General features: G+C 73.4%; 11 protein-coding genes. 3 read left to right on the top strand and 8 right to left on the bottom strand.

The window, feature by feature from the left end:
* The coding region (locus IEZ12_RS37890) for a spherulation-specific family 4 protein (protein ID WP_229847309.1) at positions 1 to 409 on the bottom strand (409 nt) is incomplete at its 3' end.
* Between the two features lie 243 nt (positions 410 to 652).
* Here IEZ12_RS37890 and IEZ12_RS07065 point away from each other — a divergent pair.
* A complete protein-coding gene (locus IEZ12_RS07065) occupies positions 653 to 3,847 on the top strand; it encodes an SdrD B-like domain-containing protein (RefSeq protein ID WP_189271274.1) in 3,195 nt (1,064 codons plus the stop codon).
* Positions 3,848 to 3,920: 73 nt separating this feature from the next.
* Here IEZ12_RS07065 and IEZ12_RS07060 read toward each other — a convergent pair whose 3' ends face one another.
* Genes IEZ12_RS07060 through IEZ12_RS07050 form a run of 3 tightly spaced genes read right to left on the bottom strand, consistent with a single transcriptional unit; the run spans position 3,921 to position 7,477 of the window.
* Complete coding sequence (locus tag IEZ12_RS07060) at positions 3,921 to 4,964, bottom strand: agmatine deiminase family protein (RefSeq protein WP_189271273.1); 1,044 nt, start codon at positions 4,962 to 4,964, stop codon at positions 3,921 to 3,923.
* Between the two features lie 31 nt (positions 4,965 to 4,995).
* Complete coding sequence (locus IEZ12_RS07055; RefSeq protein ID WP_189271272.1) at positions 4,996 to 6,717, bottom strand: urease subunit alpha; 1,722 nt, start codon at positions 6,715 to 6,717, stop codon at positions 4,996 to 4,998.
* A 37-nt stretch (positions 6,718 to 6,754) separates the two neighbouring features.
* Positions 6,755 to 7,477, bottom strand: coding sequence for an urease subunit gamma (locus tag IEZ12_RS07050; protein ID WP_189271271.1), 723 nt, complete (start codon positions 7,475 to 7,477; stop codon positions 6,755 to 6,757).
* Positions 7,478 to 8,018: 541 nt separating this feature from the next.
* Here IEZ12_RS07050 and IEZ12_RS07045 point away from each other — a divergent pair.
* Together IEZ12_RS07045 and IEZ12_RS07040 are read left to right on the top strand one after the other, a co-directional pair.
* Positions 8,019 to 8,462, top strand: a complete 444-nt coding sequence (locus tag IEZ12_RS07045) for an ATP-binding protein (protein WP_189271270.1) — start codon at positions 8,019 to 8,021, stop codon at positions 8,460 to 8,462.
* Positions 8,463 to 8,711: 249 nt separating this feature from the next.
* Positions 8,712 to 10,904 (top strand): SpoIIE family protein phosphatase, encoded by a 2,193-nt coding sequence (locus IEZ12_RS07040; RefSeq protein ID WP_189271269.1) that lies wholly within the window; start codon positions 8,712 to 8,714, stop codon positions 10,902 to 10,904.
* A 202-nt stretch (positions 10,905 to 11,106) separates the two neighbouring features.
* On the opposite strand, the gene IEZ12_RS07035 is transcribed toward IEZ12_RS07040, so the two are convergent.
* The 4 genes from IEZ12_RS07035 to IEZ12_RS07020 form a co-directional block, all read right to left on the bottom strand.
* Positions 11,107 to 12,099: a DUF2637 domain-containing protein gene (locus IEZ12_RS07035; RefSeq protein WP_100586901.1), complete on the bottom strand. Its 993-nt coding sequence runs from the start codon at positions 12,097 to 12,099 to the stop codon at positions 11,107 to 11,109.
* Positions 12,100 to 12,233: 134 nt separating this feature from the next.
* A complete protein-coding gene (locus IEZ12_RS07030; RefSeq protein ID WP_189271268.1) occupies positions 12,234 to 13,040 on the bottom strand; it encodes a (2Fe-2S)-binding protein in 807 nt (268 codons plus the stop codon).
* 95 nt (positions 13,041 to 13,135) lie between these two features.
* Positions 13,136 to 13,915: a hypothetical protein gene (locus IEZ12_RS07025; protein ID WP_229847308.1), complete on the bottom strand. Its 780-nt coding sequence runs from the start codon at positions 13,913 to 13,915 to the stop codon at positions 13,136 to 13,138.
* A 195-nt stretch (positions 13,916 to 14,110) separates the two neighbouring features.
* Positions 14,111 to 14,941, bottom strand: coding sequence for a hypothetical protein (locus tag IEZ12_RS07020; protein WP_229847307.1), 831 nt, complete (start codon positions 14,939 to 14,941; stop codon positions 14,111 to 14,113).
* Positions 14,942 to 14,988 lie beyond the last annotated feature (47 nt).

The following is a 14,988-nucleotide window of genomic DNA, read 5'->3' as shown; positions in this document are numbered from 1 at the left end:
GCTTGCCGTCGGCGGTGACCAGGTAGTTGCGGACGTCCTTGAGGACGGCGGCCCGGTCGCGCTTGGTGGCTTCGGTGTGCACGTAGCCGAGCACCTTGGTGTGCTCGCCGGTGGCGGTGGTGCGGGCGCGCAGCGCGTCGGCGCGGGCCTGCCAGCTCGCGTCGAACGGGTCCTCGCCGTTGTTCGGGTTGAGGATGACGACGGACGGTGCGGGCTGGGCGGCCTGGACGTCCAGCATCATCGGGTAGTTCGGGAAGGTGTAGGCCGGGACGCCGATCTCCAGGCCGCGGGTGGCGGTGGTCGCGGTGGCCGGGGTGGTGCCGGCACCGGCCTGCGGTGCGGCGGTGGCGCCGACGGCGAGCAGAGAGCCGAGGAGCAGGGCGGTGAGCCCCTTCGCGCGGATGCGCATGCGTGGTTCCCCCAATGCTGGGCGGGCGTCCCCCTGACGCCGCACGGGCATGCTAACTGCCGACAGGCGTACCAAGGTCGAATACCGGAGATCGTTCTCAGGAGTTCACCGGCGACCGGACGGCCGGTCGGTGACGGGGCGTCCGCCGGGCGGATGGATCGGCTGGGCCAATCGGGTGAATACCTGTCATTTCGGCTCGCGCCAACGCCGCTTGTGGTCCTTATGTCCGATCAACTGACCGGTATGCGTACTCCCCTTCGGGCCGGACGGGTCGGCTCCGTCCTGGCACTCCTGGCCGGATCGCTGTTCGGCAGCGGTGTCCTGGCCGCACCCGCGCACGCCGCGATCTCCTTCGTCAAGAACGTCGACAAGTTCACCGCCGCGCCGGGGGAGAACGTCACCTTCACCCTGCAGTACACCTGCTCGGTCACCGAGTGCGTCAACGGGCGGATCACCGACACGCTGCCCGCGTCCATGGAGTTCGTCGGCTGGACGCCCGACCCCACCACCGTGGACGTGGCCGGCTCCACCGTGCCCGCCGCCGGAACCATGGGCGGCACGCTCGACATCAGGCTGCTCAACCTCAGCCCGGGCACCACGGCCGCCGTCAGCGTGGTGGTGCGCTTCCCCAACTGGACGACCGCGGACGGCACTTCGGCGCTCAACTCGGCGCAGCTGACGGTCGACGGGGAGACCCCGCAGAACGGCTCCGCCTCCGTCACGGCGCACGTCGAGCCCGCCTACCAGGTCACCAAGGGCGTGCAGACCGCCAGCGCCGACGGACGGACCGTCACCTACCAGTTCAGCGCCTGCTCCACGTCCGGCCCCAACGTCGACCTGGACGCCACTCGCCTGCTGGACACGCTGCCGCCCGGCGCGGTGGTCGACACCGCGCGCTCGCCCGGCTGGAGCCAGGTCGCGCCCGGGCCGAACACCTGGGGCTACGACATCGGCGAGTTCCGGGCCGCCAACGGCCAGGCCGGCTGCCGGATCCCCGGCGTGCTGGTGGTGAACTACCCGGACCCGACGTTCCCGTCCGGCACCACCTCCACCAACGACGTCGAACTGCTCGGCGACCCGCTCGGCGCCGCCCCCGAGCAGAGCCTGTCCACCGCCGAAGCCACCACCGGCACCTTCCAGGAGCCCGCCACCGGCGTGCAGGTCAGCGCCGCCAAGTCCTGGGGCGAGCGGAGCGTCTCCGGCGACCTGAACAGCTTCAGCCTGTTCGCCACCAACACCTCGGCGCCCGCCACCGAGCTCACCATGACCGACCCGGGCGCCGGCACCACCGACAGCCTCTACAACTGGCTGTTCCCGCAGACCGTTCAGCTCGACGCGTGGAACCCGCCGGGCATCCAACTCACCTTCCAGTACCGGTTGAACGGCGACCCGACCTGGCTGACCTTCACCCCGGGCACCCCGTTCGACGGCTCCACCCCCCGCCGCATCACCTTCGTCGAGGGCGCCGGAGACCCCGCCGCGGACGAGCTCGGCCTGCCCGCCGGCCGCTGGCTGGACGGGCTGCACCTGACCTGGAACGGCCCGCTGCCCACCGGCTGGGCCCCGGGCGGCGGCGTCCAGGTCGTCACCCAGGTCGTCACCCCCGGCCACGACGGCCGCCCCGCGCCCGAGTTGCTCACCAACTGCGTCGACAACACCGCCACCGACGGCACCACCACCGCCCGGGCCACCGGCTGCGCCGAGACCACCGTCGTCGCCGCCACCAACCTCGGCGCGGCCAAGAGCACCGTCGCGGGCGCCGTCACCAACGCCGGCGGCCGCGCCACCTTCGAGGTGATCCCGTACAACCGCAGCGGGCGCGCGCTGGACCGGCCGCTGGTGCTGTACGACGTGCTGCCCGCCGGGCTGGTCTACCTGGACGGCTCGCTGCGCACCGACCCCAGCTACCCGGACGCCAAGCTTCCCGAGTCCGTGCAGGTCACGCCCGGTGCGGACGGCCGGCAGATCATCAAGATGACCTGGCCGGCCGGTGCGCCCGACATGACGTACCTGAACGACGCGCTGGCCTACCGGGTGCTGTTCGACGTCCAGGTCGCCGACAGCGTCCGGGCCGGCGCCCTCACCAACCAGGTGTTCGTCACCGCCGACCACCCGACCGAGCCCGTCACCTGCTACTTCAGCGGCGTCAGCCACGGCGTCCCCGACACGCTCGACCTGAATGGCGACGGCGACCTCACCGAGACCATGTGCCACGCCACGTCGCAGGTCGAGGTGCAGGTGCCGAGCGTGCTGCGCTCCTACAAGGAGGTCCAGGGCGACCTGGACTCCGGGTACGGCCCGATGGGCGCCACCACGCCGGGCGGCGCGCTGTCCTACCGGATGACCGTCCGCAACGACTCGCCGGACCCGGTCACCGAGTTCGTCGCCTACGACAAGCTGCCCACCCCCGGCGACAGTTACGTGCTGACCCCGGACGCGGCCCGCGGCAGCGCCTGGGCGCCGTCGCTGAGCAGCCCCATCACCAGCTCCGACCCCAGCGTGACCGTCGAGTACACCACCGACAAGCACCCCTGCGTGCCCGCGCTGGTGCCGCCCGCCTCCGACCCGGGCTGCAACCCGAACGCGGTGTGGACGGCGACCTTCCCGGGTCCGGGCACCGCTGCCTGGTTCCGGATCGAGCGCCCCGGCACCCTCGCCCCCGGCGACTCCTTCACCCTGGGTTGGCCGATGGTCGCCCCGTTCGACGCCCCCGAAGGGGCGTACGCCTGGAACTCCTTCGCCTACACCGCCATCGACGCGACGGGCCGTCAGCTGCTGCCCGCCGAACCGGCCAAGGTCGGCGTGGCCGTCGAGCAGACCCGCCCGTCCGACAACGCGCTCGGCGACTTCGTCTGGGACGACCTCAACCACGACGGCATCCAGCAGCCCGGCGAGCCCGGCGTCCCCGGCGTGCACGTGGACCTGCTGGACGGCAGCGGCCAGCCCGTCCGCGACCTGCACGGCAACCCGCTCACCACGGTCAGCGACAGCGGCGGCCACTACCTCTTCGACCACCTGCCGGACGGCGCCTACCAGATCCGCTTCGAGCTCTCCACGATCCCCGCGGGCGCCACCGTCACCCTCCGGCACGCCGGCGCCGACCCGGCACTCGACTCCGACGCCGACCCCGCCACCGGCCTCACCCAGACCGTCGACCTGGCGGGCGGCCGGCGCTACCTCGACCTGGACCTCGGGCTGGTGCTGCCCCACACCAGCCCGAGCCCCAGCCCGTCGCCCTCGACCTCGCCCTCGACCGGCCCGGAGCCGTCGCCGTCGGCCGGGAAGCCCAGCGAGGAGGCGAAGGGCGAGCACGGGATGCTGCCGCACACCGGCAGCGACCTGCCCGGCAGCCTGCTGGCCGCGGTCGCCGGACTGCTCACCGTCGGCGGTGCGGCGCTCTGCGCGGTGACCTGCCGCCGTCCCCGGCGCCGCCACTGACCGACCGCCGGACACCCGAACGGCCGCGGGCCGGAACCTCGTTGCGAGGTTCCGGCCCGCGGCCGTCGAGGTGTCAGGCCTTCGGCTGCTGCTGGGTGATGCAGTGGATGCCGCCGCCGTTGGCGAAGATCTCGCGGGCGTCGACCAGTTCGACGGTGCGGCCCGGGTAGGCCTTCTCCAGGACGGCCTTGGCCTGCTCGTCGCGCGGGTCGTCGAAGGCGCACAGCACGACGACGCCGTTGGCCACGTAGTGGTTGATGTAGGAGTAGTCGACGGGCTCGCCGTCCTCGTCGAACAGGACGGTGGGGGCCGGGAGTTCGATGACCTCTAGCTGCCGGCCCCGGGCGTCGGTGGCGGCGCGGAGGATCTCGGCGAGCTCCTGGCAGACCGCGTGGTCGGGGTGCGCCGGGTCGGGCTGGGAGTGGACGACGACGGTGCCGGGGCGGACGAAGGAGGCGACGATGTCGATGTGGCCGCGGGTGCCGAACTCGTCGTAGTCGCGGGTCAGTCCGCGCGGCAGCCAGATCGCCTTGGTGGTGCCGAGGTGCGCGTGCAGCTCGGCCTCGACCTGCTCGCGGGTCCAGTCGGCGTTGCGGCCCTCGCCGAGCTGGACGGTGTCGGTGACCAGGACGGTGCCCTCGCCGTCGACGTGGATGCCGCCGCCCTCGTTGATCAGCCGGGAGGCGAACCGCCGGACGCCGGCCAGTTCGGTGACGTGCTCGGCGATGTGCCGGTCGTTGTCCCAGCGGGCCCACGACTGGGCGCCCCAGCCGTTGAACACCCAGTCGGCGGCGGCCAGTTCGCCCTTGTCGTCGATCAGGAAGGACGGGCCGATGTCGCGCATCCAGGCGTCGTCCAGCGGGCGCTCGACGATCTCCACCTCGGGGGAGAGGTAGGGCCGGGCCTGCTCGGTCTCGCCGGTGTTGACCACCAGGGTGAGCGGCTCGTGGCGGACGATCGTGTTGGCGACCTCGGCCCAGGCGCGGCGGGCCGCGTCCAGCTGCTCCGCGCCGTCGAAGGTCGGGTTCGCGGTCGGGAACGCCATCCAGGTGCGCTCGTGCGGGTGCCATTCGGCGGGCATCCGGAAGCCGAGCTCGGCGGGAGTGGGGGTGGTCATGGGAATCAAGTCCTAGCGGGGTGAGGGGAGTTCAGAGGAAGTAGAGGCGGCTGAGGGAGACCGAATCGGCGGGCGCGGAGCGCAGCGGCTCGCCGTCCAGCGAGACCAGGCCGGTCGCCGAGACGTCGACCTTCCCCAGGCGGCCGTTGCGCAGCATCGAGCTCGGGCCGATGCCCCGGGTGCCGCGCACTCCCACCCGCCGCCTGCGGGTGGGCAGTTGGTCGCCCGCCACGTCCAAGTAGGCGGAGTCGGCGGCGGCCTGGGCGACGAACGCCACCGAGATGTCCGCGGCGGTGGCCCCGTGCGCGCCGAACTGCGGCCCCAGCACCAGGGGTTCGCACCGGTCGGTGGAGGCGTTCGGGTCGCCGACCACGCCGTACGCGGGGAAGCCGGCCTTCAGCACCAGCTGCGGCTTGGCGCCGAAGTGGTCCGGCCGCCACAGCACGATGTCGGCCAGCTTGTCGACCTCGATCGAGCCGACCTCGTGGACAAGTCCGTGCGCGATGGCCGGGTTGACGGTCAGTTTGGCGATGTAGCGGAGCACCCGCTCGTTGTCGTCGCCGCCCTCGGCGGTGCCGTAGGAGCCGGCGCCGTCGAGCGGGCCGAGTTCGGCCTTCATCTTGCCGGCCATCGCGAAGGTGCGGCGCACCGTCTCACCGGCCCGGCCCATGCCCTGGGCGTCGGAGGAGGTGATGCCGATGACCCCGAGGTCGTGCAGCACGTCCTCGGCGCCCATCGTGCCGGCCCGGATCCGGTCGCGGGCCATCGCGGCGTCGCCCGGCAGGTCGGGCTTGAGGTCGTGCGCGGAGACGATCATGTCGTAGTGCTCGCCCAGCGCGTCCCGGCCGAACGGCAGGGTCGGGTTGGTGGAGGAGCCGATCACGTTCGGCACGCCGGCCATCTTCAGCACGTTCGGCACATGGCCGCCGCCGCAGCCCTCGATGTGGAAGGCGTGGATGGTGCGCCCCTCCAGCACCGCGAGGGTGTCCTCCACCGACAGGCACTCGTTCAACCCGTCGGTGTGCAGGGCCACCTGGACGTCGTACTCCTCGGCGACCCGCAGCGCGGTGTCCAGCGCCCGGGTGTGCGCGCCCATGTCCTCGTGCACCTTGAACCCGGACGCGCCGCCCTCGGCGAGCGCCTCCACCAGCGGTGCGGCGTCGGAGGACGAACCGCGGCCCAGGAAGCCGATGTTGACCGGCCAGGCGTCGAAGGCGTTGAACGCGTGCCGCAACGCCCAGGGCGAGTTGACGCCGACGCCCCACACCGGGCCGAACTCCTGGCCGATGATGGTGGTCACGCCGGAGGCCAGCGAGGCCTCCATGATCCGCGGCGACAGCAGGTGGACGTGGGTGTCGATGGCGCCCGCGGTGGCGATCAGGCCCTCGCCGGAGACGATCGTGGTGCCGGTGCCGACCACCACCTCGACGCCGTCCAGGGTGTCCGGGTTGCCGGCCCGGCCGATCGAGGCGATCCGGCCCGCCCGGATGCCGATCGAGGTCTTCCGGATGCCCTGGACCGCGTCGATCACCAGCACGTTGGAGATCACCACGTCGCAGGTCTCGCGGACCGCGGCGGGCTTCAGGTGCAGCCCGTCGCGGGCGGTCTTGCCGAACCCGGCGAGGAATTCGTCGCCGGGGGCCTGCGAGTCCGACTCGACCCGGACGATCAGCCCCGAGTCGCCGAGCCGGACCCGGTCGCCGGCGCGCGGGCCGTGCACCGAGATGTAGTCGTGCGGGGAGATGGCGCTCATGCGCAGGTGTCCTTCCTGGTGCGGCGGGGGTTGGCGGTCACTGGGCGGGCTCCGCGTCGTCGAACGTGTCGTCGAACTCGGTCAGGTAGCCGGTCGCGCGGGCCTTGGCCAGCGCCGCGTCCTTCGCGCCCGGCGCGTCCAGCGGCCCGTCCACCAGGCCGGCGAAGCCGATCGCCACCCGCTCGCCGCCGATCGGCACCAGGCCGACCTCGACGGTGGCGCCCGGGTCGAAGCGCACCGAGGAGCCGGCCGGCACGGCCAGGTGCATCCCGTACGCGGCGGCGCGGTCGAAGGCCAGGCGCGGGTTGGACTCGAAGAAGTGGAAGTGCGAGGTCACCGAGATCGGCACCGAGGCGGTGTTGTGCACCGGCAGCAGCAGCGACTCCTCCACCGGGTCGTAGCCCGCGCCGGAGCCCGGCAGCGCCGCGCCGGGCGCCCCGTCGCCCAGCGAACCCGCGCCGCGGAACGGGTCGCCGACCACGGCCAGCCGCGTCCCGTCCTCGAACACCGCCTCGACCTGGACCACCGTCACCACGTCCGGCACGCCCGGCAGCACGTCCTCCGCGCTCAGCACGGTGCGGCCGGCCTCGATCGCCTCGGCCAGGCGGCGGCCGTCGCGGGCCGCCTCGCAGACGGTGTCGGCGATCAGCGCCGTTGCCTCCGGCACGTTCAATCGCACGCCGCGCGCCCGTCGGGCGCGGGCCAACTCGGCCGCGGTGAAGATCAGCAGCCGGTCCCGTTCGGTGGGAGTCAGTCGCACGGTGCCTCGCTCGTCGGGGGTGGGCGGAGGGTGGTCGGTGAAGAGTTTAGAACGACGTTCAAACGCGTGGGCCCCATTGAACCCGCGGCCGCCCGTCATGTCCAGCGTCCGGCCGCAGGCCCGGGACGCCCGGCAGGCGCACGGAAGGGGTGTGGAAGGAGCGGGGAGAAGATGTGAGGGAGTGGTCGGCGGAGGCGATCATCGGACCGGGCGAGGGTTTCGGCCACCGGGTCGCCGTCGTCGCCGCCTGCCTGGAGAAAGCTTTCGCCGGAGCCCCCGACCAGGGCGGGCGCCCCGGCTCACCCGCGTGCCCGCGCACGCCCTTGCGCACCGTTCACCACGGGCGTAGGGCCGGATCACTGTTGCAAACGCCGCCGAGTGGGCATGAGGATGACCAGAAGTGGCCGCCGAACCGGTGGGGGACCGGAGCGGCCGTCCGGAACGAGGGCGGGGGCTGACGAAGTTGATGGACGGTCAGGCAAGGTTCCCGCGGCAGCGCTCGGCCTCGCGCCGGGAGCAGCTCGACCAGGGGCCCGCACCCATGCAGTCGAAGCCGCAGCCACAGCCGCAGAGCGCGGCCCCGGCGCGCCAACCGGAGTGCGCCCTGCACCGCCGGCTGCACGCCTCCCTGGAAGCGGCGGACCTGCCCGCCGTCGGCACCGTCCGACGCCGCCTGCGGGCCGCGCTCGACCACTGGGGTGTGCCGGAACTTGCCGACACCGCCGAGCTGCTGACGTCCGAACTGGTCACCAACGCGCTCGTGCACACCGGCAAGGGCGCCGAGTTCGACGCCCGGCTCACCGACGAACAGCGCCTGCGGATCGAGGTGCACGACCGCACCAGCCGGCTCCCCGGCCGCCGCCACCCGAACGAGGACGCCACCTCCGGGCGCGGCCTGCTGCTGGTCGAGGCGCTCGCCGACGACTGGGGAGTGCAACTGCGCGGGGACGGAAAAGTCACCTGGTTCGAGCTGTCCGCGCTCTGAGCGGGCCCGCCCCGAACCGGTGGGGCGAATTCCGGACCGGCCACCCGAGAGGGCCGTTCGAGTGAATGTCCCGGGCGGGATCGTATGCGATCAGTACCGTCCGGGTCACCGGCATTGCCGCCTTGCCGAACATACGAGAGGGTAGTGAGAATGTGTGCCAGCAGGCACACGCAACCATCGCGGTCCGGCCGGCCCAGCAGGGGACACGGATATCCAGCGGCCGCCAGGCAAGGCACCGGCAGGAGAAGCATGGCCACCGAGCCCGAGGCGCCTGGGCCCGCCCGCCGCACCCCGCCCGCCCAGGCCACCCAGGCCACCCGGAACAGCACCCCCGCGAAGCCGCTGCGCACCGCCGCCGGCCGCGCCGTGCCGTCCACCGCCCGCGGCCTGCCCACCCGCACCGGCGACTCCACCCCCGAGTGGCTCGAACCGGCGATGGCCGCCAACGGCATCGGCTCCTTCGACTGGGACATCCGCCGCGACACCCTGGTCGGCGACCGGCGCGCCTGCACGATCCTCGGCCTGGCCGGCCAGAGCTTCGACCGCACCTCCGGCTCCTTCCTCGCCCTGCTGCACCCCGAGGACGCCCCCGTGGTGCGCCGCCGGGTCGAACGCGCCGTCGCCGAACTCGGCCAGTGCGGCGCCTACTACCGCACCGTCTTCCCCAACGGCGAACTGCACGCCGTGCGCTTCCGCGGCCGCGTCCTCGCCGACGCCTTCGGCCGCCCCTCCCGGATGGTCGGCTTCGTCTGGGACGCCACCGTCGAACTCCACAAGCGCGAACGCGCCGACGAGCTCGCCGTGCTGCGCGAGGAACGCTCCCGGTTCATCAAGGAAGCCGCCCGCGCCCTCTCCGAAGCCGTCACCGTCCGCGACGTCGCCCGGGTCTTCACCGAACTCCCGCTGCCCGGCCTCGGCCCCGACGGCCTCGCCCTCGCCTCGCTCGAAGGCGGCCGGATCGCCCTGCTCGGCTCCAGCGGCTACCGCAGCACGCTCAGCGACCAGTTCGACCGGATCCCGCTCGCCCCCACCCACCCCGCCGCCGAGGCCGTCCGCCAGCGCACACCGATCTTCGTCTCCAGCCGCGAGGAGTACCGCGAGCGCTACCCCGACGCCTGGGACTGGGCCGAGAGCAGCGGGCGCTCCTCCTGGGCGTTCCTCCCGCTGGTCGCCAGTGGCCGCCCCACCGGCGTCTGCGTGGTCTCCTTCGACGACGACCGCGAACTCGACGCCGACGAACGCACCCTGCTCTCCACTCTCGGCGGACTCGTAGCCCAGTCCCTCGCCCGGGCCCGCCTGCACGACGCCGAGCACGAACTCGCCGCCGGCCTGCAACGCGTCATGCTGCCCCGCACCGTCCCCGCCGTGCCCGGCGTCACCACCGCCGTCCGCTACCTCGCCGCCGGCTCCGGCCTGCAGATCGGCGGCGACTGGTACGACGTCGTGCCGCTGCCCGGCGGCCACGTCGGCCTGGTCATCGGCGACGTCCAGGGCCACGACGTGCACGCCGCCGGCATCATGGGCCAACTCCGCATCGCGCTGCGCGCCTACGCCGCGGAGGGCCACCCGCCCGCCGCCGTGATGGCCCGCGCCTCCCGGTTCCTCGCCGACCTCGACACCGACCACTTCGCGACCTGCACCTACGCCGAAGTCAACGTCGACTACGGCGTGGTCTACGCCGTCCGGGCCGGCCACCTCGACCCGGTGGTCCGCCGCGCCGACGGCACCGCGCATCCCGTTCCGGTGGCGGGCGGGCTGCCGCTCGGCGTCGCGCCCGACGAGGAGTACCGGGTGACGCGGTTCAGCCTCGACCCCGGCGAGACCGTGCTGCTGTTCACCGACGGCCTGGTCGAGGCCCGCGACATGGACCTCGACACCGGCTTCGGCCGCCTCTGCGAGACCGTCTCCGAACACCTCGCCGCGGTCGGCGAATCCCCCCGCGAACCACTGGAGGAACTCGCCGACCGGATCGCCTCGCAGGCCGCCGACACCAGCGAACGCGAGGACGACATCGCGCTCCTGCTGCTGCGCTGGGACGGGCCCGCGGGCGGGCGCGCCGCGCAGCAGCTGCGCCGCCGGATCGGACAGGCGGACCTGGCCCGGATCTCCGAGCTCCGGGCCGAGCTCCGGGACGCGCTGCGTCGTTGGGGAGTGCCCGAACTCATCGACACCGCCGAGCTGTTGTCCTCCGAACTCGTCACCAACGCGATCCGGCACACCGACCGGGACGCGATGTTCACGGCCCGGCTCTACCAGGAGAGCGGGCGGGCCCGCCTCCGCGTCGAGGTCGAGGACGAGAGCGACCTCTGGCCGACCCGCCGCACCCCGGGCGAACAGGCCTCCTCCGGCCGGGGGTTGATGCTCGTCGAGGGGCTCGCGGACGCCTGGGGCGTGGAGCCCCGCGGCTCGGGCAAACGGATGTGGTTCGAGCTCAGCAGCTAGCGCAGGTGGGCGCGAAACCAGGGGCTCGGGGGTGCGAATTCAGGGGCCCGGGGAACGGCGGGGTCGTGTCTGCGGAGGGTCAGCAGGGCGCTTTGCGTTCCGCCGTTTCGGGTTCCTGTTCTGAGGCCCGCCGCAGCCATGGCCAACCGCTGTCTCCGGCCGCCGGCAACAGGACCTCGCCGTTCCCCGAGCCCCTGAATATTCACCCGAATTGCTGTTCCAGGTCCTTGAGCTTCTGTTCGAGCGAAGCGAGTCGCGGCATGGTGGTGGTGTCCTCGTCCGGGGTGAGGTCGATGCTGCGGTGGGCCGGGGTGGCGGGGAGGCCGGCGGGGGCTATGGCGGGCTCCGTGGAGGTGGTGGGGGCAGGGGCGGGTTCGAGTTGGCGGGTGTGGCGGGTGCGCCAGCTGCTGCCGGGCTGGCGGCCGATGGCGCGGATCTCGGCGCGTTCCCGGCGGGAGGCCATCCTGCGGCGCTCCCGGTTCTCCGCCGCGGTGCGCTTGTCGTCGCGGACCTCCTCGACGGCCTCGTCCAGGGTGCGGACGCCTTCGAGGAGCATCAGCGACCACGCGGCGTAGGTCTCGCGCGGGGCGCGCAGCCAGCGGACCACGCGGATCTGCGGCAGCGGTCGCGGGACGAGTCCCTGCTCGCGCAGGGCGGCGACCCGGGTCTGCTTCAGGGCGCGGTCGAACAGGACGGCGGCCGAGAGCGACATGCCGGCGAAGAACTGCGGTGCGCCGTCGTGGCCGAAGCCGCGGGGGGCGTGCACCCAGTTGAACCACGCCGAGGCGGCGGCGAACAGCCACACCAGCAGGCGGGAGCCGAGTGCCGCGTCGCCGTGGCTGGCCTCGCGGACGGCGAGGACGGAGCAGAACATCGCGGCGCCGTCGAGGCCGAACGGGACCAGGTACTCCCAGCCGCCGGAGAGGCCGAGGTTCTGGACGCCGAAGCCGACCAGTCCGTGGAAGGAGAGCGCGGCGGCGACCGCGGCGCAGCAGAACAGCAGGAGGTAGGAGGCGCCGCCGTAGAGGCTCTCGGTGCGGCGGCGGCGTTCCTCGGCGCGTTCCCAGGAATCCGAAGCGCCGTTGTTGGTGGCTGCGGCCGAGCGGCTGCGGGCGAAGGCCAGCAGGGCGACGGCGGCCACCAGGGCGGCCGTGCCGGCGACGACCCAGCCCAGCGGTATGTCCGACAGTCTCATGACCTGATCAAGCCTCGCTCTTCGCGTTTGATGGGGGGACCATCATGGCGGAGAAATGCGTCGAAACATGGCCGGATCGCGAGCAATACACTATTAGGGGGGAATTTCGGAATTACATCAACGGATTGTCAGATCTATTTGCCGCGGGGGCAGCTGAAGCACGGTTCGGTCGGCCGGACCGTGTAGAACAGGCAGCAGCTGACCCTGGTCCTGGTCCGGTGCCCGCCCTCCTCGCGGAAGCCCGGCGCGCCCACGAACGGGGCCGACGAGGCGTCGCCCGGCAGGAGCGCGGTCAGTTCGGCGACCGCCCGGGGCTCCTCGTCGAGCAGAGTGGAGAGGTACCAGAGGCCGTCCACCACGTCGTCGGTGGCGAGTGCCCAGAGGGTGCGCGGGCCGCGTCGCACGCGGGGGCGGAAGGCGTCGAGCACCGGCGCGAGATGGTCGGCGAGCGCGGCGCGCAGCGCGGTGTCGAGCGCCGGGCGGTCCGGGGCGACCAGGGCGTCCGGGTGGGAGGCCGCCGGGTCGTCCGGCAGGCAGTGGAAGGCGAGCGGACGGGCGGTCAGTTCGCCGTCGGCGCGGTTGATGGAGAGCTGCTCGACCGGGAGGACCGGGACCCGGCGCTCCAGGAACCACGGCAGGGTGAAGGCGAGGGCGACCGGCCAGGCGTAGCGGTGCAGGCTGAAACCGGCGGTGACGTCCGGGCGGGTGGGGGCGCCGTAGAGCTTCAGGCCGAGGCGTTCGTCGAAGGCGATGGTCGCGTCGAGCGCGGCCGGATCGGTGGCGAGGGCTGCGGCGGTGGTCCAGCCGGGGTCGGTGCGCGGGGTGGCGGAATGGATCCGAAGATCCGGGAAGAGCTCGGTCAGCCGCCGCCAACTCCCTTGAAGGGGACGGGAGTCGGTGGCGGCGGGCGGGGGGCACTGGCCGACCTGGTGCGCGGTCACGCGGGCTCCCTGGGTGGTACCCCGGGAGCGGGGCCCGGGCACGGCGCGGTGGGCCTGTCCGGGCCACTGCTCGCCCCGGACAGGTAAGGCTCACCTTAGCTGATGCCGTGCCGCGGGTCGTGCACGGTGCCGCCGTCCGGTGCGGGCGATTGTTCCGGGAGCCTCCCCAGTCGCCGGGCCAGCCAGACCGGGACCCCGCCGAGCGCCTGCACCAGCCGGGACGCCTCGGCGCGCAGCCGCTCCGCCTCGGCCGGCTCCGACACCTCCGCCAACGCGGCCAGCGCCGGCGCCACCCCCACCGTGAAGCCGAGCTGTTCACGCAGTTTCAGCGCGGTTCCGAAACCCTGCCGGGCCCGCTCCTGGTCGCCCGCCGCCAGCGCCAGCCCCGCCAGGTGGCACCAGGTCGAGGAGCGCAGCAGGTCGTCGCCGCGCTCCCGGGCGCCCTCGTGCGCCCGGGTGTACGCACTGTGCGCCGCCGCCGGGTCGTGCAGCAGATTCTCCGCGACCAGTCCGCGCCGGAAGTCCAGCAGCGGCCGGCCCGGCGCCTTCGGCGGCAGCAGCGCCGAGGTGCGGCCCAGCGCGGCCTGGGCCTCGTCCAGCCGGTCCCGGCGGCCCAGCACGCTGGCCACGTAGGCCAGGTAGCCGCGGGCGCAGGAGGCCGCCGCGCGATGCTCGGTGCCCGCGACCGAGGCTTCCGCCAGGCGCAGGGCGTCCTCCGCGCGCTCCCAGTGGTCCGCGGTGAACAGGCACTGCTCGATCAGCAGCTCGGCCCGCTGCAACGCCGCCGTCGGATCCCGGCCGGCCTGCGGGCGGAGCAGGTCCGCGGCCTCCTGCCAGCAGCCCCGCGACCGTAGTCGCCAGACGACGTCCGCCATGCCCCCCGGGGCAGTCCCGTGCACCGACAACGCCACCTCCTTGTGCGCGCCATGCAGTGACCGGCGGACCCTCCCCAATCCCCAAGGGCCCGCGTCGTGGCGGCAATTCAACACGCGCGGGAGCTTGTGCACCAGATCACGAGCGTGAGGAAATCCGGAATCAACGCTTCCGGGTGACGGTGGAGTGACGGCGCGTCAGGACGTCCAACCGGTCTCCATCAGGGCCTCGGCGGCGCCGTTCGAGGGCTGCGGGATGCCCGCCGCGTCCAGCGTGAACAGGGCGACCAGCAGCTGCTCGCCGCGTACGGTGGCCTGCCGGGAGAAACCGGAGACGGTGAACATCGCCGCCGCCACCTGCTCGCTGTGCAGCGTCTCCAGCCACAGGCACTCCACCGCCTTGACGTCGGCGGGCTCCGTCCAGGTGTCCACCCGGGCCACCAGCTGCCCGCCCAGCAGTGTGGTCGAGTCGCGCTCCTGACCGGGCGTCAACTCCAGGTCCTCGAAGCCCAGCCACTGCAGGTAGCGGGCCGCCGTCAGCACCGCGTCCTGCGGGGTGCGCACCGGCTGCGGGCGGAACGGCGGACGCAGCACCCGGGCCGGGCCCGAGCCCGCCGCCGGCGGGTCCGGCGGGGCGACCGGCGGCACCGCCGTGGTGTACGGGCGGGCCGCCTCGGCCGGGCGGGTCGCCCGTGGGCCCGCGCTCTGCAGCTTCGGCGCCCGGTCCACCGGCAGTCGGACCGTCGCCCCGCAGTCGCAGGTGAACTCCGGCTGCGGCCACTGGTCGCTGCGGCCGCAGTGCGGACATCGCATGCTCACCCAGGAGTCCTCCCAGGAGCGGAACCGCACCTGCACCGGAACCCCGCCGCGCAGCAGCGGCACCCGCAACTGCGCGCCGCACGGGCACGGCAGGCTCGGCGGCTCGTAGCGGTGCTCGCGTCGGCAGGCCGGGCAGCGCAGTTCGCTGGCCCCCGACGGCGAACCGGGGGAGAACCGGGCCGGGTCTGCGGCGTCCTCGGGCAGCGGCATGGCTGGTCACCGTCCGTTCCGGTCGGGCTGGCAACGATCCGTTCCAT

This window comes from Kitasatospora griseola, assembly GCF_014648555.1.
In the GTDB taxonomy this organism is placed as follows: Bacteria; Actinomycetota; Actinomycetes; order Streptomycetales; family Streptomycetaceae; genus Kitasatospora; species Kitasatospora griseola.
The sequence above is the reverse complement of the archived record's forward strand: the minus strand, read 5'-3'. Positions and strand labels throughout refer to the sequence as shown.